At 59.0% G+C, this 20,183-nt stretch carries 16 protein-coding genes and 4 tRNA genes; 7 read left to right on the plus strand and 13 right to left on the minus strand.

Annotated features, from left to right (window positions below):
- Positions 1-108: 108 nt before the first annotated feature.
- The 8 genes from rplA to BUA94_RS08770 form a co-directional block, all read right to left on the minus strand.
- Positions 109-804, minus strand: a complete 696-nt coding sequence (gene rplA / locus BUA94_RS08735) for a 50S ribosomal protein L1 (RefSeq protein WP_073011940.1) — start codon at positions 802-804, stop codon at positions 109-111.
- Between the two features lie 5 nt (positions 805-809).
- Positions 810-1,238: a 50S ribosomal protein L11 gene (rplK, locus tag BUA94_RS08740; RefSeq protein ID WP_073011943.1), complete on the minus strand. Its 429-nt coding sequence runs from the start codon at positions 1,236-1,238 to the stop codon at positions 810-812.
- Positions 1,239-1,409: 171 nt separating this feature from the next.
- The gene (gene nusG / locus BUA94_RS08745; protein WP_073011946.1) at positions 1,410-1,940 is read right to left on the minus strand and encodes a transcription termination/antitermination protein NusG; all 531 of its coding nucleotides are present in this window, start codon (positions 1,938-1,940) and stop codon (positions 1,410-1,412) included.
- A 54-nt stretch (positions 1,941-1,994) separates the two neighbouring features.
- Positions 1,995-2,192, minus strand: a complete 198-nt coding sequence (gene secE, locus BUA94_RS08750; RefSeq protein ID WP_073011949.1) for a preprotein translocase subunit SecE — start codon at positions 2,190-2,192, stop codon at positions 1,995-1,997.
- Positions 2,193-2,296: 104 nt separating this feature from the next.
- A tRNA-Trp gene (locus BUA94_RS08755) sits at positions 2,297-2,372 on the minus strand.
- Positions 2,373-2,485: 113 nt separating this feature from the next.
- On the minus strand, positions 2,486-3,676 hold the full coding sequence (gene tuf / locus BUA94_RS08760; RefSeq protein ID WP_073011916.1) for an elongation factor Tu: 1,191 nt from the start codon (positions 3,674-3,676) through the stop codon (positions 2,486-2,488).
- A gap of 169 nt (positions 3,677-3,845) precedes the next feature.
- A tRNA-Gly gene (locus BUA94_RS08765) sits at positions 3,846-3,919 on the minus strand.
- A gap of 22 nt (positions 3,920-3,941) precedes the next feature.
- Positions 3,942-4,026 (minus strand) — tRNA-Tyr (locus tag BUA94_RS08770).
- Positions 4,027-4,430: 404 nt separating this feature from the next.
- Between BUA94_RS08770 and BUA94_RS08780 the strand changes: the two genes are divergently transcribed.
- Positions 4,431-5,222, plus strand: a complete 792-nt coding sequence (locus tag BUA94_RS08780) for a TrmH family RNA methyltransferase (RefSeq protein WP_073011956.1) — start codon at positions 4,431-4,433, stop codon at positions 5,220-5,222.
- 104 nt (positions 5,223-5,326) lie between these two features.
- Here the strand turns inward: BUA94_RS08780 and BUA94_RS08785 are convergent, their stop codons facing one another.
- From BUA94_RS08785 to BUA94_RS08795, 3 genes are all read right to left on the minus strand, one after another.
- A complete protein-coding gene (locus BUA94_RS08785; protein ID WP_073011959.1) occupies positions 5,327-5,689 on the minus strand; it encodes a bleomycin resistance protein in 363 nt (120 codons plus the stop codon).
- Positions 5,690-5,707: 18 nt separating this feature from the next.
- Entirely contained in the window at positions 5,708-6,886 is a 1,179-nt protein-coding gene (locus BUA94_RS08790; RefSeq protein ID WP_084082007.1) for an ABC transporter substrate-binding protein, read from the minus strand.
- A gap of 134 nt (positions 6,887-7,020) precedes the next feature.
- Positions 7,021-7,329, minus strand: coding sequence for a heme-degrading protein HmuQ (locus tag BUA94_RS08795; RefSeq protein WP_073011962.1), 309 nt, complete (start codon positions 7,327-7,329; stop codon positions 7,021-7,023).
- A gap of 231 nt (positions 7,330-7,560) precedes the next feature.
- Here BUA94_RS08795 and BUA94_RS08800 point away from each other — a divergent pair.
- The 5 genes from BUA94_RS08800 to BUA94_RS08820 all read left to right on the plus strand — a co-directional run bounded on the left by BUA94_RS08800 (position 7,561) and on the right by BUA94_RS08820 (position 12,398).
- A tRNA-Thr gene (locus BUA94_RS08800) sits at positions 7,561-7,636 on the plus strand.
- A 932-nt stretch (positions 7,637-8,568) separates the two neighbouring features.
- Complete coding sequence (locus tag BUA94_RS08805; RefSeq protein WP_073011966.1) at positions 8,569-9,486, plus strand: ABC transporter substrate-binding protein; 918 nt, start codon at positions 8,569-8,571, stop codon at positions 9,484-9,486.
- A gap of 1 nt (position 9,487) precedes the next feature.
- A complete protein-coding gene (locus tag BUA94_RS08810) occupies positions 9,488-10,522 on the plus strand; it encodes a FecCD family ABC transporter permease (protein ID WP_139251067.1) in 1,035 nt (344 codons plus the stop codon).
- Positions 10,519-11,586, plus strand: a complete 1,068-nt coding sequence (locus BUA94_RS08815; protein ID WP_084081883.1) for a FecCD family ABC transporter permease — start codon at positions 10,519-10,521, stop codon at positions 11,584-11,586. The genes BUA94_RS08810 and BUA94_RS08815 overlap by 4 nt, the downstream gene beginning before the upstream one ends.
- On the plus strand, positions 11,583-12,398 hold the full coding sequence (locus BUA94_RS08820) for an ABC transporter ATP-binding protein (RefSeq protein ID WP_175558024.1): 816 nt from the start codon (positions 11,583-11,585) through the stop codon (positions 12,396-12,398). Before BUA94_RS08815 ends, BUA94_RS08820 begins: the two co-directional genes overlap by 4 nt.
- Before the next feature lie 110 nt (positions 12,399-12,508).
- On the opposite strand, the gene BUA94_RS08825 is transcribed toward BUA94_RS08820, so the two are convergent.
- Together BUA94_RS08825 and BUA94_RS08830 are read right to left on the minus strand one after the other, a co-directional pair.
- The gene (locus BUA94_RS08825) at positions 12,509-14,119 is read right to left on the minus strand and encodes a hypothetical protein (protein ID WP_073011972.1); all 1,611 of its coding nucleotides are present in this window, start codon (positions 14,117-14,119) and stop codon (positions 12,509-12,511) included.
- Between the two features lie 12 nt (positions 14,120-14,131).
- Positions 14,132-16,891, minus strand: a complete 2,760-nt coding sequence (locus BUA94_RS08830) for a hypothetical protein (protein ID WP_139251068.1) — start codon at positions 16,889-16,891, stop codon at positions 14,132-14,134.
- Positions 16,892-17,593: 702 nt separating this feature from the next.
- Here BUA94_RS08830 and BUA94_RS08845 point away from each other — a divergent pair.
- On the plus strand, positions 17,594-20,149 hold the full coding sequence (locus tag BUA94_RS08845) for a TonB-dependent receptor (protein ID WP_175558025.1): 2,556 nt from the start codon (positions 17,594-17,596) through the stop codon (positions 20,147-20,149).
- The last annotated feature ends 34 nt before the right edge of the window (positions 20,150-20,183 follow it).

Consider the following 20,183-nt stretch of genomic DNA (forward strand, 5'->3'; position numbering starts at 1 on the left):
AAACCGGTTTCCCGGCACCTGCAGTCTCGGACAGGGATGACCCGGCAGCGAACCGCCGGATCGATCCGGCTGGTTGCCCAGCCGGAAACTTGTCAATCCGCGAACGGATTATTCGGCGATCGTTGCCAGATCGACCTTCACGCCCGGGCCCATCGTGGAGGACAGAGCGATGCGCTTCAGGTAAGAACCCTTTGCGCCAGTCGGCTTTGCCTTCTGGATGGCGTCGACGAGAGCCTTGATGTTCTCGACCAGGGCATCCTGGGAGAACGACAGCTTGCCAACACCGGCGTGAATGATACCGGCCTTTTCGACGCGGAACTGCACAGCGCCGCCCTTGGCATCGCGAACTGCAGACGCGACGTCCGGGGTCACGGTGCCGACCTTCGGGTTCGGCATCATGCCGCGCGGGCCGAGAACCTTACCGAGACGGCCGACGAGCGGCATCATGTCCGGGGTTGCAATGCAGCGATCGAAGTCGATCTTGCCGCCCTGAACGATTTCAACCAGCTCTTCTGCGCCGACAACGTCTGCACCAGCTTCACGAGCCTGGTCGGCCTTGTCGCCACGTGCAAAGACTGCAACGCGGACGGACTTGCCGGTGCCGTTCGGCAGAACGCACACGCCGCGGACCATCTGGTCAGCGTGACGCGGGTCAACACCGAGGTTGATTGCGATTTCGACGGTTTCGTCGAACTTGGCGGTGCCGCGTTCCTTGATCAGGCCGAGAGCCTCACCCAGGGAATAGGTCTTGTTGCGGTCGATGCCTTCACGAGCTGCGCTGATGCGCTTTCCTACCTTAGCCATGAACCTTACTCCGTGACCTCGAGGCCCATGGAACGGGCGGAACCTTCAACCATCAGCATTGCTGCTTCGATGTCGTTGGCGTTCAGATCCTTCATCTTGGCTTCGGCGATTTCTTTCACCTGAGCCTTCGTGACGGAACCGACGGTGCCACGGCCCGGGGTCTTGGAACCGGACTTGAGGCCTGCTGCCTTCTTCAGGAAGAAGGAAACCGGAGCGGTCTTGATCGCGAACGTGAAAGACTTATCAGAGAAATAAGTGATCACGACCGGGCAAGGTGCACCCTTTTCGATATCCTGGGTCTGCGCGTTGAACGCCTTGCAGAACTCCATGATGTTCAGACCGCGCTGACCCAGCGCAGGACCGATCGGGGGCGACGGAGTTGCGGAACCGGCAGGCACCTGCAACTTAATGTAACCATCAATTTTCTTCGCCATTGTTCTCTCCAAATGCGAATGCCGGACATGGCAGCCCAGCTTCTTCAGGAGTTGGTGGTAGGGCCCTAGAGCGATGCCCGGCGATGAGCATCAAGACCTGCCACCCACTTCCGATCCGGCGCACGAGGCAACCGGACCAACGATTGCGCCGCCCGAAGGCGGCACCTTGGATCAGACCTTGTCGACCTGACCAAATTCAAGTTCGACCGGAGTTGCACGGCCGAAGATCGACACGGCAACTTTCAGACGGGCGCGTTCATCATCAACTTCCTCGACAATGCCGGAGAAGGAGGCAAACGGACCGTCCGACACACGGACGTTTTCACCGACTTCGAAGCTGACAGACGGCTTCGGACGCTCGACACCTTCCTGAACCTGGTTCAGGATGCGCATGGCTTCGGCTTCGGAAATCGGCAGCGGCTTACCCTTGCCACCAAGGAACCCGCTCACCTTCGGCGTGTCCTTGACCAGATGGAAAGCCTCGTTGGTCATGTCCATCTTGACGAGAACATAACCCGGGAAGAACTTGCGCTCTGCGTCAACCTTGCGGCCGCGGCGCACTTCAACAACCTTTTCAGTCGGAACGAGAATCTCATCAAAGAGCTCCTCAAGTCCCTGCTGCTCAACCTTCTCGCGAATGGCCTCGGCGACCTTCCTCTCGAAATTGGAATAGGCGTGTACGATGTACCAGCGCTTGGCCATAACAGTCTTATCCGCTTCTTATTCTTCTAGAGTTCCTGCGCCGGGCGGCGAAAATCAGCTACCCACACCGAGAAGATAACCAACACCCAAAGCCATCAGCTCATCGGCAGCCAGGAAGAAAATCGAGGCAATGAGAACCATGATGAACACCATCAGAGTGGTGATTGCGGTCTCACGGCGCGTCGGCCAGGTCACCTTCCGCGTTTCGGAGCGAACCTGCTGGACAAATGTAAAAGGGTTGGACTTGGCCATTCCGATTCCGGTCTGTTAAACGCGAGTGGGCGCGCAGAATTTTCCGCGCGCCTCACCCGAGAAGTCTCTTTAAGCTCTCGGGAGCCAATGATCAAGAGCAAAAATGGCAGGGGCAGCAGGGCTCGAACCCGCGACCTGCGGTTTTGGAGACCGCCGCTCTACCAACTGAGCTATACCCCTTCAGAGTGCCGGATCCAGATCTTGACCCGGCTTGCTCTTGAGATCCCTGAACCGAAACCCTGGGATCGGTGGGAACCGGATCACTAGGACCCGATTCCCGTCACCTTATAAGATCAGGCGATGATGGAAGCAACCACGCCGGCGCCGACGGTACGGCCACCTTCGCGGATAGCGAAGCGCAGGCCGTCTTCCATGGCGATCGGCACGATCAGCGTGACCACGACCGACACGTTGTCGCCCGGCATCACCATTTCAGTGCCTTCCGGCAGTTCCACGATGCCCGTCACGTCGGTCGTGCGGAAGTAGAACTGCGGACGGTAGTTCGTGAAGAACGGAGTGTGACGGCCGCCTTCTTCCTTGGTCAGGATGTAGGCTTCAGCCTTGAACTTCGTGTGCGGGGTTACAGAACCCGGCTTGCAAAGAACCTGGCCACGCTCAACATCTTCACGGCCAACGCCGCGGATCAGGGCACCGATGTTGTCGCCTGCTTCACCGCTATCCAGCAGCTTGCGGAACATTTCAACGCCGGTAACCGTCGTCTTGCGGGTGTCCTTGATGCCGACGATCTCGACTTCTTCACCAACCTTGACGATGCCGCGCTCAACACGACCGGTCACCACGGTGCCACGGCCGGAGATCGAGAACACGTCTTCGATCGGCATCAGGAACGGCTGATCCTTCGGACGTTCCGGGGTCGGGATGTAGGCATCGACTGCGTCCATCAGGGCGCGGATCGCGTCACGGCCGATAGCCGGGTCGCGGTTTTCGACGGCTGCCAGAGCAGAGCCCTTGACGATCGGAATGTCGTCGCCCGGGAAGTCGTAGGAGGACAGCAGCTCGCGCAGTTCCATTTCGACGAGCTCGAGGAGCTCTTCGTCATCAACCTGGTCGACCTTGTTCAGGAACACGACGAGGGCCGGAACGCCAACCTGACGAGCGAGCAGGATGTGCTCACGGGTCTGCGGCATCGGGCCGTCAGCTGCGGAGCAAACCAGGATCGCGCCGTCCATCTGGGCAGCACCGGTGATCATGTTCTTGACGTAGTCGGCGTGACCCGGGCAGTCAACGTGTGCGTAGTGACGGTTGGCCGTCTCGTACTCAACGTGAGCCGTGGAGATGGTGATGCCGCGTGCCTTTTCTTCCGGCGCTGCGTCGATCTGGTCATAAGCCTTGGCAACCGCGCCACCAGCTTCAGCCAGCGTCATCGTGATTGCAGCCGTCAGAGTCGTCTTGCCATGGTCAACGTGGCCAATCGTGCCGATGTTGACGTGCGGCTTATTACGCTCAAATTTTTCCTTCGCCATCGCGTCGCTCTCTGTCCAATACGCGTTTCAACCGATAAAGGCTCGAGGCGGGACGCTTTCCGGCGCTACGGCGAAACCGCAGGACGACGAATTGCTTCCCGTAAATTCTTCGAGATTTTCCGTTGCTGAAGTTACCTTCCGCACCGGTCACTCCGATCAGCACCCATGATGGAGCGGGTGAAGGGAATCGAACCCTCGTCATCAGCTTGGAAGGCTGTTGCTCTACCATTGAGCTACACCCGCGCACCGACATGAGCCGGGACTATGGTGGAGGAGGTTGGATTCGAACCAACGTAGGCTTAGCCAACGGATTTACAGTCCGTCCCCTTTAGCCACTCGGGCACTCCTCCATCAAGTCCTGCTTCGCGCCGAAGCGGTCAGGATGGCTTACCGAAGAGCCCGTCCGAACCGAACGAGCAATCCCGTGGCGCGTGTTATGCAGATGGGGGCCTTTGGTGTCAACGCCCATTTTCCGATGAAAAAGGAAATTCGACATCTTTGTCACCGGACACAGGTCTTGCACATCTCCAAACACCACGCAAAACCGCAGAACTCCAAGGATTTCCATAACATGGAAGTTTCTTCCGTCATGAATTTTCCGGCCTGTGGATGAATTCCACCCTGTTGATTTTTCCCATGCGAATGACCCTTGCACATGAATCGGGTCTGAAAATCAGCACCATTTTCAGAATCCCTGCCGCGCCAACTCTTCCTCCCTCTTGCCGGAAACCGGGCTTTGGCGCAAAAGAAGCCCATGACAGACAATTCTTCTTCCTTCCGGCGTCCGGGCAAGCCCTGGCAAAAGCCGGCTCCTCGCCGCCCTGGTCTTCCGCCAGAGGGTCCCGTTCTTCTTTATGGCCTGCATACGGTCGAAGCCGCCTTTGCCAACAGAGCCCGCAAGCGCATCAAGCTCTATGCGACCGAGAATGCGCAGAACCGGCTGAGCGAACGCGGCGTGCGTATAGATGTGCCGGTAGAGACCATGATGCCACGTGCGCTCGACCGGATGGTCACCAAGGACGCTGTGCATCAGGGTCTTATTCTGGAAGCTGATCCCCTGCCCGCCTATGGGCCACGGGAACTGAAAGGCGCCCGGCTCGTGCTGGCCCTCGATCAGGTCACCGATCCCCATAATGTCGGCGCCATCCTGCGTTCCGCCGTGGCTCTTGCTGCCGATGCTGTTGTCACCACCGAACGGCATGCACCGGAAGAAGGCCCCGTGCTGGCCAAATCCGCATCCGGTGCCCTCGACATGATCAAGCATGTGCGCGTGAAGAACATGGCTCGCTTCATCTCCGAGATGAAGGAAGAAGGCTTCGGCTGCATCGCACTCGACAGCGATGGCCCGGCCTCTCTTGAAGAGACAGACTTCGGCGACAAGACGGTTCTGGTTCTGGGAAGTGAAGGCAAGGGTGTGCGCCAGGGCGTGCGCGAAGCCTGCGGCACCCTCGCCCGGCTCGACATGCCCGGAGAGATCCGCTCCCTCAACGTCTCCAACGCCGCCGTGCTCTCACTCTATGTGGCGCGGATGAAGATGGGTCTTTGAGATCCGCCAGCGTGGCGCTTATAGATACTTGGAAATAGTTACGCCCCGGTCCTGCGCCGGGGCGTTTTTTTTAATGATGGCCGCACTGCTCGGAAGAGCCCGCGTCAGACGGGCTCTTCCTCCGGGATCCGGCCAAAGGCCAGAAGATTTCCGTGAGGGTCGAGAATGTGGAACTCCTTCATGTTCCACGGCCGCACCTCGAAGGGGCTCAGGTGCGGCACGCCGGTACCGCGAAACTCCTCATAAAGCGCATCAATGCCGCCGCCGCGAATGTAGGTGCTTGCGCTCTCGCAGAATTCCCGCTTGTCCGTCGGCCAGAAATGCAACTCCATCGCCCCGCGCCGGACAATCAGCCGGGTCTCGTCCTGATAGATCACATTGAAGCGCAACTGGTCCTGATAGAAGGCCCGCGTTTCGTCGAGGTTCAGGGAAGGCAATACCGGAATGCAAAGAATTTCGTCTGTCATTTTTTACTCCTTGATTGGCTACTCACCTCTGAGAGACACGCTGTAACCGGGCTGATAGTCGATAGGCAGGAACTTTCGATGATATTCGGCAAAGGTCTCATCCGGATCGAGGTCCTGAAACAGGTCCGGGTGAAACCACTTGGCAAATTGCTGCACGGCCACGAATTCATAGGGGCTGTTGTAGAACTGGTGCCAGATCCCGTGAAATGCGCCGGTGGTCTGAGCCGTAATGCCTGAATAGGCGGGCCGTGACGTAAACCACGCCAGCTTCTCTGCAGCCTTGTTCATATCCGCTCCGGGCCCGAGCGGTATCCAGCGACCGCCCGGCACATAGGCCTCCCAGTTCGCGCTGGTCACCACCACATGATCCGGATTGGAAACGATGACCTGCTCCGGATTGATCTGACCGAACGTGCCGGGGAGAAATTCCGTGCCAATGTTCTGCCCGCCTGCGAGTTCGACATACTTGCCGAAATTCTCGTTGCCGAAAGTCAGGCAGCAATCTTCCGTGTAGCCACCGATCCGTTCGATGAAGACCTTGGGCCGGTCGGGACGGGCCTTGTCGAGCACATCCGTCACCCGCGCCATGGCTTTGCCGCGGAAGGCAATGATCTCTTCGGCGCGGGCTTCCTCGCCCATGATCTTGCCGAGCAGGCGAATGGACGGCTCCGTATTCTTCAACGGCTCGTGGCGGAAATCGATATAGAGCACCGGAATGCCGAGCGCGGTGAGCTTGGCGATATAATCCGCGTCCTCATTGGCCCGCATGGCTTCCAGATTGAGCAGGACCACATCCGGCTTCTGGATCACTGCCCCTTCGATATCGATCAGGCTGTTTTCCTGCCCCTTGAAGGCCGGCAAGGCATCAAGCTTTGGAAAGACCTTCAGATATTGCCGGTAGGTGGCAGGGTCCGCCTGTTTCAGATCATCCCGCCAGGCGGCAATCCGCTCCAGAGGATCCTCCGGCGCCAGGGAGGCAACCAGATAGAGCTGCCGCCCCTCCCCCAGAAGCATCCGCTCCACGGGAACTGAAAGTTTCGCCTCTCTGCCGGCAATATCCGTCACAAGGATCTGCTGTTTTTCAGCGGCCTCGGCTGCGCCCTGCAACAGCACCAGGGACAAGCCAACCGCCTGGCCAACCGCCTGACCAACCGCCTGCGCGATGGCAAGCCCGCCAGAAACGACCGAAAGTCTCATTTCATCCTCCACGGGAATGGAGCCTTTCCGGAAGGCTCCTCTCTCCTGCGTGGCTGACCGGTGGATGGCTGGCAGAATAAAAGTCAGGACCGTCAGGGACAGGCCCATGGCCCTCCCCTGGTTGTGTGTTCAAGTCACAGTACGGATTCGAAGCCTTCGAACTTTGGCGGCCCCGCATAATAGTCTTTCGTGCCGCCCGCGTTCTTGTGCGCATCGCGGAACTGTTCGGACTTGGTCCAGGCGACGAAATCCTCACGGCTCGCCCAGATGGTGTGGGAGGCATAAAGCACCACGCCCGCTTCTTCATCGGCTGGCCCTTTCAGAAGCTGGAAGCTCTGGAACCCTTTCAGTTCAGACAAGCGGCTATCGCGCCCGCGCCAGACCGCCTCAAAGTCGGCCTCCCGCCCAGCCTTCACCTGAAACCGGTTCATCGCGATAAACATTCCACCCTCCGGGGTTCAAGATGGATGCCATGCACCCGCCAGATAAACATGATTTAGATAGTCATATTTACCTCCCCCAAAAGGTGCAAGCAGATCGTTGTGCACCATCTGCCTGAATTCCGCAGAATGAAACATGAGAGACCCGGAATGTGCGCCACCTGAACCGGCAACGTGGATAACTGCCAAAGGGGGATGCACAGCCGAAAACTTTCTGATAAAGACCGCCTCAGTGCCGGTATAGCTCAGCTGGTAGAGCATCTGATTTGTAATCAGGGGGTCGCGGGTTCGAATCCTGCTGCCGGCACCACTCTCCCAAACATATTTGACGACCTTGGCTCCCCTGGCTTGGAAAGCCGAAGGGCTCAGCGCGCATTTAATGCGTCGCACGCAAGTTCGCGTGGCCACCCCATCAGCCAGTCGAAAAAGTTCGGATTTAAGATCCTGTGCACGGGAGACGAGAAGCGAAAGTCTGTACCGCTTTCAAAAAGCAGTTCACTCTCCTGAAAGTGCAGACAGCTTGAAATTCAAAACCATCACACCGATCCCCCTTGCAACCGGCCAAGGGCATGTACCTCCCACCCCATATCGGCAAGCGACGTCGCGATCCCGCGCCCAGGGGCACGTGTCGCCCCTGTAACAAGTGCTTTCGTCATCACACGATCTCCATAAGGCAATCAAAGAATGCCCATGGATGCCATCGCCAAAAATCAAGAAATTGACACTCTTAGGCAAGTTCTGCTTGTTGCAGCCAGCCAAGGCGCAATCAGCGGCAATTTTTTCTGATCTGAACACCCCCTTCTCTTGAGTAAACGGCTCTCCGCTCCACTCTCGTCCCCCAAGGTGTCCATCCATGCAATCGGCAGGAAGCGTAGTCGAGATCAGCGCTCACAAGGCAAAGCTTTTGAGGCGCTGACAATCATGGATGCGGAAGGGAGATTGAAGGGCGAACCGGCGAAGACGTCTGCCCTTTGATGTTCACGATAAGGCAGTTCGCTTGAACTGCCTGCAGTGCCGCCAAAGCTCCCTGCATCTGCCCGCTTTTCCTGTCCTCGCACACGACGCGCGGCACTCTCTGCAGGCCAACCTGCTGAACACTCAGGAAAATTCCGAGGCGCAAGACTGTTGCAGAGCCACTTAAAAACATGAGAGTTAGACTATACTTTTCTAGGGAAACATGTTTTGAAGTGACCCGCGTTGATCCAGAGCGCGATACAGCCCGGTTTGTTCAGGAAAGCTCCAATGTCTCTTTCGAATGCTTTGCCCCGTCGTCTTAGAACCTTCCTGTCCGTGGCGGGGGCGGTTGCACTGCTCGGGACAGCGGCAACAGCGGCCCTAGCACAGGATGAAACGCACATGTTCGCCCATGCGCGCGGGGAGACCGAAATTCCTGTGCACCCGAAGCGCGTGGTGGTGATGGAACCGGTTCAGCTCGATACGGCGATTGCACTTGGCATGACACCTGTCGGATCGCCTTCGCTGAACGCATCGGTCGGCATTCCGGACTATCTGGGCGAGGAAGGCAAGAAGGTGACTGTCGTCGGCACTTTCCCGCAGCCGAAACTGGAAGCGATTGCAGCGCTCCGCCCGGACCTGATCATCGGCACAGAGAGCCGTCACTCAGCCTATTACAATCAGTTGAGCTCCATCGCACCGACCGTCTTCATGCCCGCCCACACAGATCCCTGGCGCGACAACATGCAGTTTACGGCCAAGGCGTTAGGCTCTGAAACAGGGGCCGACCAATTGCTTGCCAAATATGACCAGCGCTGCGAGGAGATCAAGAAGCGCTATCATGTCGAGGGCAAGACGGTTCAGTTCATCCGTCCGCGGGATACGGTCCTGAGCATCTATGCACCGGGCTCCTTCGCCGGCGGGACGCTGGAGTGTGTCGGCTTCAAGATTCCGGATCGCGTTTGGGACAATTCCATCTCCTCGAGCATTTCGCCCGAACTCGTTCTGGATGCGACTGCTGATTATGTCTTCGTCGCCTCGACCAATCCTGCCGACCCCACGTCCATTCCGCCTTCAATCCTTGCGAACAAGGCGTCTTTCCCCAAGCTGTTTGCCGTGGACACGGCCTATTGGGTTTCCGGCGTAGGGTCGATCGGCGGCATGGCAGTTCTCGATGACATCGAGAAGGCACTCGCTGAAGAGTAAGATGACCCGGGATCATTCCTCCGCACAGGGTGGCCGCGCGCGGCGCCCCGCATTCGGCATCTGGATCGCTGCCGCCCTTCTGCTTCTGATCGTGGTCCTGGTGCTGTCGATCCTGATCGGCGCCAATACACTGGCGCCTCAGATGGTCCTGTCAGCGCTACAGGGCCAGGGAACCCATGAGGCAAACTATGTCGTCTGGGCCCAACGCGTTCCCCGAACCGTCGCCGGCCTGATGGTCGGGGCAGCCCTGAGTGTCGCAGGTGCTCTCGTGCAGGCCTATACCCGTAACCCGCTGGCCGACACCGGCCTGTTGGGGGTCAATGCGGGAGCTGCATTCTTTGTGGCAGTAGGCGTTGCCTTTTTCGGCGTTGCCGGTCCGGCCGGATATGTCTGGCTTGCCTGCCTTGGTGCCCTGGTGCTGACCGCCATGGTCTATGTAATCGGATCAGCTGGCAGAGAGGCTGCAGGCCCGGTGCGGCTGACCATGGCCGGGGTTGCGCTCGGTGCGGTTTTCTCCGGTCTGACGACAGGTCTCACCCTCTCCCATCACAACGCCTTCGAACGCATGCGTGGCTGGAGTGCTGGCAGTCTGCTCGAGCGGGATTTCGGCGTGCTGTTGCCCATCGTGCCTTTCCTTCTGGTCGGTATCGCCATGGCAGCAATCGTGGCGCCCAGGCTCAACGCAATCAGCCTGGGCTCAGATGTCGCCCGGTCCCAGGGCGTGAATGTCCGCAGAACCCAGGCCCTTGTGCTCATCGCTGTTACCCTGCTGGCGGGTGGAGCGACCGCGATTGCCGGTCCTATCGTCTTTGTCGGGCTGGTTGTTCCCCACATCGTGCGCTGGTGCGTGGGCGTCGATCAACGCAAGATCATGCTGGGTTCACTGCTCTTCGGCCCTTGCCTCGTTCTTCTGTCTGACATCATCGGCCGGATAGCTGTCTTGCCCAGTGAAATGCCTGTCGGCATCGTCACGGCGCTGGTCGGAGCCCCACTGCTGATCGGTCTTGTGCGCCGCGCGAAGGCAACCAGCCTATGAGCCTACAGACAAACAAGAACCGAGCTGCCCCACCAACGGGCACTGTTCTGGTCATCGGCAGCGAAACCACGAACATCCTTATAGACAAGCGCTCCGGCCTCGTTGCCCTTGCCGTTTGCGCCGTTGCTCTCACGCTTGTGGTCCTCGCCCTGCTCTGGGGCGATTTTCCCATAGCGGTGCGGGAGGTGATCGACGTTGTTCTTGGCGGCGGTGAAGGACTGGTGCGAACGGTGGTGCTGGAATGGCGCCTTCCACGCGCTCTGGCCGCCCTTCTGTTCGGAGCAGCCCTCGCGGTATCCGGAGCGCTGTTTCAGACCATCACCCGCAATCCTCTCGCCAGCCCCGACATCATGGGCCTCGCCAACGGATCCTATACGGGCATGATCCTGGCGCTGATCTTTCTGGGCGGAAGCTGGTCGACCCTGGTGGCTGGGTCCCTGATCGGAGGCATTGCGGCAGCTGCCGTGATTTACATTCTTGCCTTGCGCGATGGCTTGCAGGGCTTCCGGTTCATCATTGTCGGCATCGGAGTCTCAGCCATCCTTGCTTCCGTGAACACCTGGCTGTTGTTGCGGGTCGAACTGGAAGTCGCACTCTTTGCCTCTGCCTGGGGCGCTGGCACGCTCAACACCATCACAGCCGCAACGCTCGTACCTGCGGGTCTCGCCATTGCCGTACTGTTCTGCCTGCTGCCAATGGTTCTTGCGCCCCTGCGCCAGATGTCCCTCGGCGATGACGCTGCCGCATCTACGGGCGCAGCCATAAAGCCGGCCAGACTGGCAGCGATTGCCATTGCCATCGGCCTTGTCAGCGCAGTCACCTCTGTCGCCGGTCCTATTTCCTTCATCGCCCTTTCCGCTCCCCAGATCGCCAGGCGCCTGGCACGAAGCACCGAAATTCCGCTTCTGGCGACCGGCGCGACAGGCGGTGTCCTGCTGCTGGCCTCGGATCTCATCGCCCAGCATGTCATCCCGCTTTCCCTGCCAGTCGGTGTGGTGACGGTTGTCTTTGGCGGTGTCTATCTCGTCTTGCTGCTGATCAGAGAAGCCCGGAGAACAATGTGAGCGCAAACCCCACAGGCCCCGCCCCCTTGCGCGGTGAAAACATTACCCTCTCCTACGAAAAGCGGCAGATCGCGGAGAACCTCTCCCTCGAGATCGCGGACGGTTCCTTCACAGCCATCATCGGCCCCAACGCCTGCGGGAAGTCCACGCTTCTGCGTGCCCTGACCGGGCTGTTGTCACCGGTTGCCGGACAGGTGATCCTCGAGGGCAAGGATATTGCCAGCCTCGCGCCGCGCCAGATCGCGCAGCGGCTTGGCCTCCTGCCCCAGACAGCAACCGCGCCGGAAGGCATCACGGTTGCCGAACTGGTCGCGCGCGGACGTTATGTCCATCAACGGCTGCTGCGCCAATGGTCCTCTGAAGACCGCAAGGCGGTTGATGAGGCCCTGCGGCTGACCAACGCAACGGACCTGGCTGACAGGCGCGTCGAGCATCTGTCAGGAGGGCAAAGACAAAGGGTCTGGATAGCCATGGTTCTGGCGCAGGAAACACCACTCATCCTTCTGGATGAACCCACCACCTATCTCGACATTGCTCATCAGATGGATGTTCTGGACCTGCTGCACGAACTCAACATGGCGGGACGGACAATCGTCGCAGTGCTCCATGACCTCAATCATGCGGCCCGCTATGCCAGCCACATCATTGCCATGAGGGCCGGCGAGGTCATTGCGGCAGGTGCGCCTTCCGAAGTGATCACCGGGCCAATCGTATCGCAAGTGTTCGGACTGGACACAGAAGTGATGGCAGACCCGGTGACGGGAAACCCCATGGTTATCCCCCATGACAGACGGGTACGGACCAGCACGTGACCTGCTCAAGGCGGCCTTTGTGTTGAAGCGGCGGGGGCAGCTCCAGATACAGGATCAGCTTTTGAAAGTCCTCCGTCCTGACAGAAGGCGCGATCCACCGGGAAGCGCCTTCAGGAGGACAGGATCTCCTGCAGACGCAGGATCAGCAAATCGACCTCCGGCCTGGATGGGAGGGCCTCCAGCCGGTTGATGTAATCGATTGCCAGCTTCTGGATTTCCCGTTTGGTCATTGGCGGATGTTCCAGCAGTTTTTCCAGACCTCCGATGAAATTGCCAGTGGCCGCATCCTCATAGCGGATGTTTCTGGCTGCCCGTGCATAGGCATGTTCCACATCATCGAATTGGATATAGACCTTGAGCTGCCGACCCGGCTCAAGGTTGTCGAACAGCTTGAAGAAGCTGACATTGACCCGGGCCGGGCAAAGCAGAAGATTGTAGAGCTCATCATCCCCGCCCTTGATCGAGGCAATCACATGCGACAGATGATGCCCTTCCGGAGGAACGATCCCTTGTGACAGCGCCCGCTCGGGAAGGTCTGTCACATTTCGTCCCTTGGTGTTCTTGAACAGGGTAGCTTCGATCTCCTGCAGGACGGTCCCGTCTTCATTGACAATGAAACGCGTCTTTGCCCCAACATGCTTTTGACCAACGCGATCGACCGGCGTCGCAAAAAACTCCATGAGCTGTTTGGCGAGCCTGTTGCGCTTGGCCAGACTGAGAGCCGCTTTTTTTGCCGCTTTCTTGGATGCAGAGGCCACCTGGAATTCGCTGTTCAACGTCAGCTGCTGTGACACAAACTCGATAAAATGTGCCGCCTCGGCCTGCAGTTTCTTGGACGCGGACTGTGCCTGGACGAAGGCATTGGCGAAAATCACCTCCGTCCCCGACATAAACCGGCCGATGTGCTTCTCGACGATCTCCCTCATGAACTTGAGCAGGGCCGGAACCAATTCGGCCACGCCCCTTCCCAGAAACCGGACCGCGGCCGCAGAAGCGGCCTTCAGCAGGATCGGTTTCAGAAGCACTGCCACCTTCCCGACCGGCACAATGGTCAGGACCACATCGAGGCTCGAGCCGGGGACAAAGATGTCTCCAATGCTTTGCAAGACAGTGGCCGTCAAAACCATCCCCGGCAGGTTGGTTTCAATCAGCGCATTCGAGACGCGCTCAATCAGCTCCTTGGCGATCAGGAGGACCTCGTCCAGATAGGAACGCAGGACGTCCTGCCCGACAATGAGGGGGGCGGCGCCCGGGATCGAGGTTGCCGCAAACAGGCGCAAGCCTCCCCCGACCGTGGTGGGATCAAAGGTCTCGGCGATCTCGCCAAGCACGGTCTTGTCGCCCTTCAGCCTTCGCTTGATCCGGAGCTCCAGTGGCCCCTTTCCACTCAGGGAACCAAGGCGCGCCAGTGCCAGCTGATCGGTCTTCTGCAAGGAGGCGACGATCTTCTCCCGAAAGGCCTCCTCGCCCCCAGCCGCCTCGACAGCGGCCTGAAACTCGGCAACGGAAACCTGCTCCGGATCCAGGAGCCTGTCGACAACCCGGAAAATCCGGGTGCTGTCACCCGAGCGCAAAGCCTGAGCCAGATCCCGCTCCAGTGCCTCGCCTGCCGACAGAGCAGGAGACGTGTTGGAAGACGGGTCCGGCAATCCCGCCGCCTGTGCCGGTGCGGTGACCATGTTCCGGACCACACCGCCGAGGAAAGCATCGACGTCACTCATCGTTGAAATGCCTCAAGGGTTGGCGGGGGTCGTTGTTCCAGGCGCAGGCGTGGGCGTGTCGGCAACCGAGGTGGTCAGGCCAATCTTCTCGACACCGTCAAAAGGCGTCGGATCTGCAAAGAGCCGCGCATTGAGCCGCTCCTGAAGCCGACGGGTTTCAAGTGCGGCCTGCGCCACCTCCTCCTTTTTCAGGGCCATGTCCTGGTCCCGGTGGAAAGCGACGAACGCGTCACTGGCCGGGCATTGACCAAGTTCCGGTTCCACAAGAATACCCCGTGATGGCATGGTGATGTCCGATTTCAAGGCGGTGGTCTTGATCAGATTGGCAAGGCCGCTCGCCTTCAACGCAGCAATGAGATCGATGCCAGACAGCTTGATCCAGTTGTCCGAGTGAAGCCGAAAAGCAGCCCGGTGACCGCTGAACCCGACAATGCGCGGTTCCACAATCCCGGGAGGAACTGCGAAATCGTCCTGTAGAATACGATCGAGATCCGCCGAAGGGATCGCCGAAAGGGTAATCTGGGCATAGTGAGAGATGTTCTCGTTGATGTGGCACAAAAGCCGGTCCAGCTCGACACCGGCTTCCGCCAATTGCCGGCGCTCCTGCTTGGCAACGATCTGTTCCTCCCGGAAGATCGCCAGAAGCGCCGGATCATCGGTTTCCGGGGCAACGGGCTCCGCAACGGCAGCTGCAAGCTGCCGGGTTTGTCCATTCAGCGAACCGATTGCCTGGCGCAGCCCGAGATCATTCGGAATGAGATCGACACCTGGATCACCGGCCAGAATGGAGCCGATGACCACCGCAAACTGACCAATCGCCAGTACGGCTGCCGCCCCCAGCAAGACCACGCCGACCACATTGCTGATCGTGACGACCGCCCCGACGAGAGCAATGACCGCAACCGCTCCTGCAAAGACGCTGACGGAGAGAATGCCCGCCAGAATGCCGAGACCGATTTCCACTCGGCGGAAAAGCTCGTTCACGTCCCCAAGCGTTGTCTGGAAACTGGTCGCCGCCTCCAGGATCGCCGCAACTTTCGCTGGTCCATCCGTAGATGGAAGGTTGTCAAGCGAGCCTGCGAGCTGGGACAGGGCCGCTTCCAGTTCAGGTGCGGCAATCCTTGCAACGCGCCACCAGATTGCGCTGCCAAGTCCAAGAGGAACCGTGGCCAGAGTGGTCACCTGACCAGATGCGACGAAAGGCGAGAGGGACGTGATCCACTCGATCCCTTCTCCGATCACGGCTCCGACCTCTGCAACCGCCTTTCCGGCAGCCTCAACGGCGTCTGCAGCAAAATCAACGCCGCTTTCGACAGTCTTTGCCGCCGCTGTGCCGAGATCCCCCAGCCCCTTGAGCAGGTCATCGACCGCCGCCTCGATTGGAGCCGTTGCTGACGCGGCATTGGCAGCCACGGTCACATTGGCATTGGCAAGCTTCTGGTATAGCGAAACGATTTTCTGCATTGCAGCCAACACAGCGTTTGCCTGCGCCTTGATGACCGGATCATCCAGATCTCCCAAGGCTTCGCCAAGCCTCTCGCGGGACAGGACAAGACGGGCAGCCTCAAACCCTGCATAGTAGGTCTCGCAAGGCAGGTATTTCTTCAACAGACACTCATGACACAACAGCCAAGCGGCATCCGGCACCGGATAGGCAAGCGGCAGAAGCAGAAGGGGCGTCACCTGCTCGACCTTTGTGGTTACTTCATACTGCTCGCTCACCTCATAGAAATGATAGGTGAGCGTGTTGCACTTGTTCGGATTGACGATCACCTGCCTCTCAATTGCCTCAAGACCGCTCTCCTCCGCCGTCTCGACCGCACTGGAAAACCGCTTGCGCAAGGCTTCGCTGGTCTTGTTGGTTAACTGATGCACCTGTTCAGAGGTGTCGGTTACGATCTGCTGGATCGAGCCGGAGGTTTGCGACGTGGTATTGGCGTTCGCGCCAATGGTTGCTCCGGGAAGCGGAATGCTGCCATTTGCCCCGACCGACGCCGTAATGGACTGGTTGAGTTGGGCTGACAGCTGCTTGCTCACCGCATGGGACCACTTCTCATCGCCGATGATCTCGTTCGAGATGTCGTTCTCGACAGACGTGTTCTCCGTCCGCCGTTCCTTCCGCGTCTCCCAGGTCTTGATGGAAATCTCGGTGCGGCCATCCGCAGTCAGCGGAATGGAACGGATCAGACGGCCACGGCCATAGCCCTTCACCTGCCAGTCCTGGCGATATGTCACCTCGACACCGAGGCCCGGGCTGATGGCATCGCTCACGGAAAGGGTGGGCAGCAGGGACGCCAGCCGTTCCATGAGGTCGAGGGCATTCACAAGAGGCCGGACAGGCGGAGCAATGATCTGATTGCTGCCAAGAGCGACTGCGGCCCCGCTTCGCGCAGATCCCGCAGAGCTGTTCCGCGCCTTCATCTCTTTCAACAGCAGGTCGATCTGCTGGCGGTTCGGCAGGCGTCCTGCGGTGAGGTTCTGCCGTGACCGCAGCAGCTCAGAAGCCAGCTTCCCAAGATCGAGCCCCTCCCCCACTACCGCCTTGTCGCGGATAACACCAAAGGGCCTCACCAGATCGACAATCCGCTCTGCTTTGAGATCAAGGGCGACGGAAATATCCCGGGAGCGGATCAGGACAGGCTCCTGCCGGACCTTGCCTTTCGGACGGCGGTACAACGGCACGATCTGGCTCAGGAACGTCGTATCGACACTCGGGGCCTGCGGGGTTGGAGAACAAATGGAAGCAACAGACGGCGACTGCGAATTTGGCATGGGACCTCGCAATGAATGAAACAACCGCCACCAGGAATGTTAAGAAAAATGCAAACCACTGCGCCTATCAGGCAAAAATAAACAGACCTAGCGTTACGGAAGTTGTGAGTGAATCCAAAAATAAATTCAAGTTTATTAGTGATATGAAACAACAACCGACGCTCAACTTAGTATTGCCACTTCACATATTTGACAGTTTTTGCATTTCGACCCAGCACCAATTTTCGGCTGATTGGCACATCGCGCTCTAGAAAAATCCCCACAACCCGTCTGCCCAGAGCTCAGATCAAGCCCCCAAAACTGACGATCGCAGGCCGCTCTCCTCTGTGAATTTTGGGCTTCCACCGAAGCCGAAGCGGATTTGCGAGCAGTCTCGACCTCTGATGGCAGCTTCCATGCAGTTCCTCGCCCCCAAGACCCTGGAGGCCTTCAAAGCTTGCAGGCAGACGGATGGAGCTTCATGTTTTCAACAGCTTGCAGGCCAGCGCATGGGAAATATGTCACAGAAGCAGGCAAAGCGCAGAAACTGCCCCAGCGTCCAAAAGGAGTGGAATTGGCAGGACGCATTTTCGCCATTTTTATTTCTTGAATTTAAAACTCAGATTTAATAACGCAGCACCACCAGCGGCCCTCCCGCCGCTCTCCTGCGCCAGCCGTAGCCCTGACGGGCCGCCAGCGCCTATAGCCGAAATGGTGGTAGCCTTGACCAGATCTTCAAGACAGGCGTTGCTTGGCAGCGCTGCTCTTCTTTGCCTCATGACACCCGTCGCCCATGCCCAGGATGCACAAAAGCTACAGGCTGCTTCGGACACGGCGACCGAACAGACCACCACCGGACCAACGATCCTGGACATGCTGAATGTCAGCCTGACCTCGATCCTGGGCGGCACCTCCAGCGCGGATACGGGCACAACAGTTCTGGGTGAAACCGAATTCGGCCTGCGCACAAGCGGAAATTCCGATGCCAACAGCTTCCTGCGAGCCTTGCCGAATGTGCAATATCAGGACGATACGGACACAGATGCCGGCGAGACGACCCAGAGCGCCATCGATACGCGCCCTCTGGAAGTCTCCATTTCCGGTGGCCGGGTCTATGACAACCTGTTCCTGGTCAATGGCCTGAATGTCACGACCACCACCGGAACGCAGGAGTTCACCACCGACACGTTTGATGACGGTACGGCGGTCCTGAACGCGGAATCCATCTTCGGCCTGCACTCCCAGTCGATCTTCGTTCCCTCGGAATTCGTGGATTCAGCCACTGTCATCGACAGCAACGCCTCGGCCAAATATGGCAACTTCCAGGGCGGTGTCGTGTCCTATGACCTGCAGCAGCCCAATACCGAGCGCTATTCAGGCTCCGCCTCCTTCTCCGTGCAGACCGACAAGCTGGTGAATTACAATCTGGCAACTCCGGACGGGGAAAACCCGGAAGGGGTTTCGCCCCCGGAGTTCACCAAGCTCAAGTCGGCCTTCTCCTTCACCGGGCCGATCAACGAGACCTTTGCATTCCTTGCCCAGTACAGCCGGGTCGACGCCTTCACCCACAAGCGCAAGGACGCCGCCATGCTTGGCGAGAAGGTGGACGAAAGCTCGCTCAACCAGTTCTTCCGCCTGCAGCTCGACGCCAACACCGAAATCGGCAAGTTTTCGCTCGAAGGCATGATGACCGACTATTCCCAGACCTTCTCGCCCACCCGGTGGAAGGATCTGACCCTTGACGTGAAAACCCAGACAGAAGTCCTCCGCCTGAAGCATGAATATGACTTCGGCACGGTGTCGCCCTTCTTCGGCACTATCAACAGCCTGTCCCTGGAAAGCTCCGCCAGCCTGAAGATCAACGACACGAAAAACGAGACCGGTGAGGATGTTGGCTATGCCTGGCGGCCCGGCAGCTCCAACGAGAGCTGGTGCCTCAAGATCAGCAACAGCACCCGATGCTATGAAGGCAGCAATGTCGGCGACAAGGAACAGGGCCAGACGGACCTGACCCTGGCGCAGGAACTCTCTGGCGAGATCTGGGCTGGAACGTTCCTTGCTGGCTATGACTACAGCTACACCGATGCGAACCGCTCGCGCCTCAGGGATGTGACCTATTACACGGCAACCACCGCCAGCACATCGACCACCTGCGAGACGTCGGAAGCCTGTATCGACGGGGAACAATACGCCATCAGCAAGGCGCTCTATCCCGCCTATGACGTCAACGCCCATCTGAACAGCATCAACGCCTATCTTGAGATGGACCAGACCATCGGCATCGTCACGGTGCGTCCGGGCCTGCGCCTGCAGTGGGATGACTATCAGCGGAACTTCAACCTTGCCCCGCGCCTTGCGGCCACCGTCAAGCCGTTCGAGTGGCTGGAAGTGACCGGCGGGTTCAACCGCTACTACAGCGCCTCAAGCCTTGCCTATGCGATCCGTGACGGCGTCCCGCGCACGGAAATCTACACCCGCAAGGGGCCGACCGTCACAGACGGCTGGACCGCCGGCAACTCGACCATCTGGGACATGAATGCCTCTGGTCTCGACACCCCCTATTCCGACGAGTTCACCGGCGGGCTGAAGGTCAACGAGCCGCTGCTCGGCGGCGAACTGCGCGTGCGCTATCTAAACCGCAAGGGCCGCGACCAGTATGCATCCGAATCCGCAGGATCCAACACCCGCGTGCTCACCAACAGCGCCAGCAGCTCCTATCAGTCTGCCAGCGTAGAATATGCCAAGCAGTGGTCTCCGGAGGGCATCAAGTTCCTCGATCATCTCGGGCTGACGGGATCGCTGACCTGGGCCAAGCAGGATACCACCGCCACCGCCTATGACATCGACGCCGATGATGCGGATGATGAACTCTACTACAACGGCACGATCTATACGCAGGGCAGCTTCCGGGCAGTGACTGGCAACATGGACATTCCGCTCCGGGCCCAGCTGTCGCTTGGCTCAAGCTGGATGGAAGGCCGTCTTCTTCTGGGCGCAACGGCCAACTACAACTTCTCCTATGAAGGCGTCACTCAGGACGGCTCGATCACGATCGATTCCCAGAGCTACGATTTCTACCGCGACAAGACCTTCTCCCCGACACTGACGGTCGACCTCAACGCAAGCTTCGAGGTTGCACGCTTCGAGAACGACCGGGCCATCACCCTGACGGCAGATGTCGGAAACGTCTTCAATTCGCTGGGCAACGCCTCGGCGGGCGACGACAATCCCTTCGTCAAGGGCCGCAGCTTCTGGCTCGGCATGAAGGCAACCTTCTGATTAAGGTCCACCCACATTTCTGACAACTAAGCAA

It is taken from the genome of Roseibium suaedae (genome assembly GCF_900142725.1).
Taxonomy (GTDB): Bacteria; Pseudomonadota; Alphaproteobacteria; order Rhizobiales; family Stappiaceae; genus Roseibium; species Roseibium suaedae.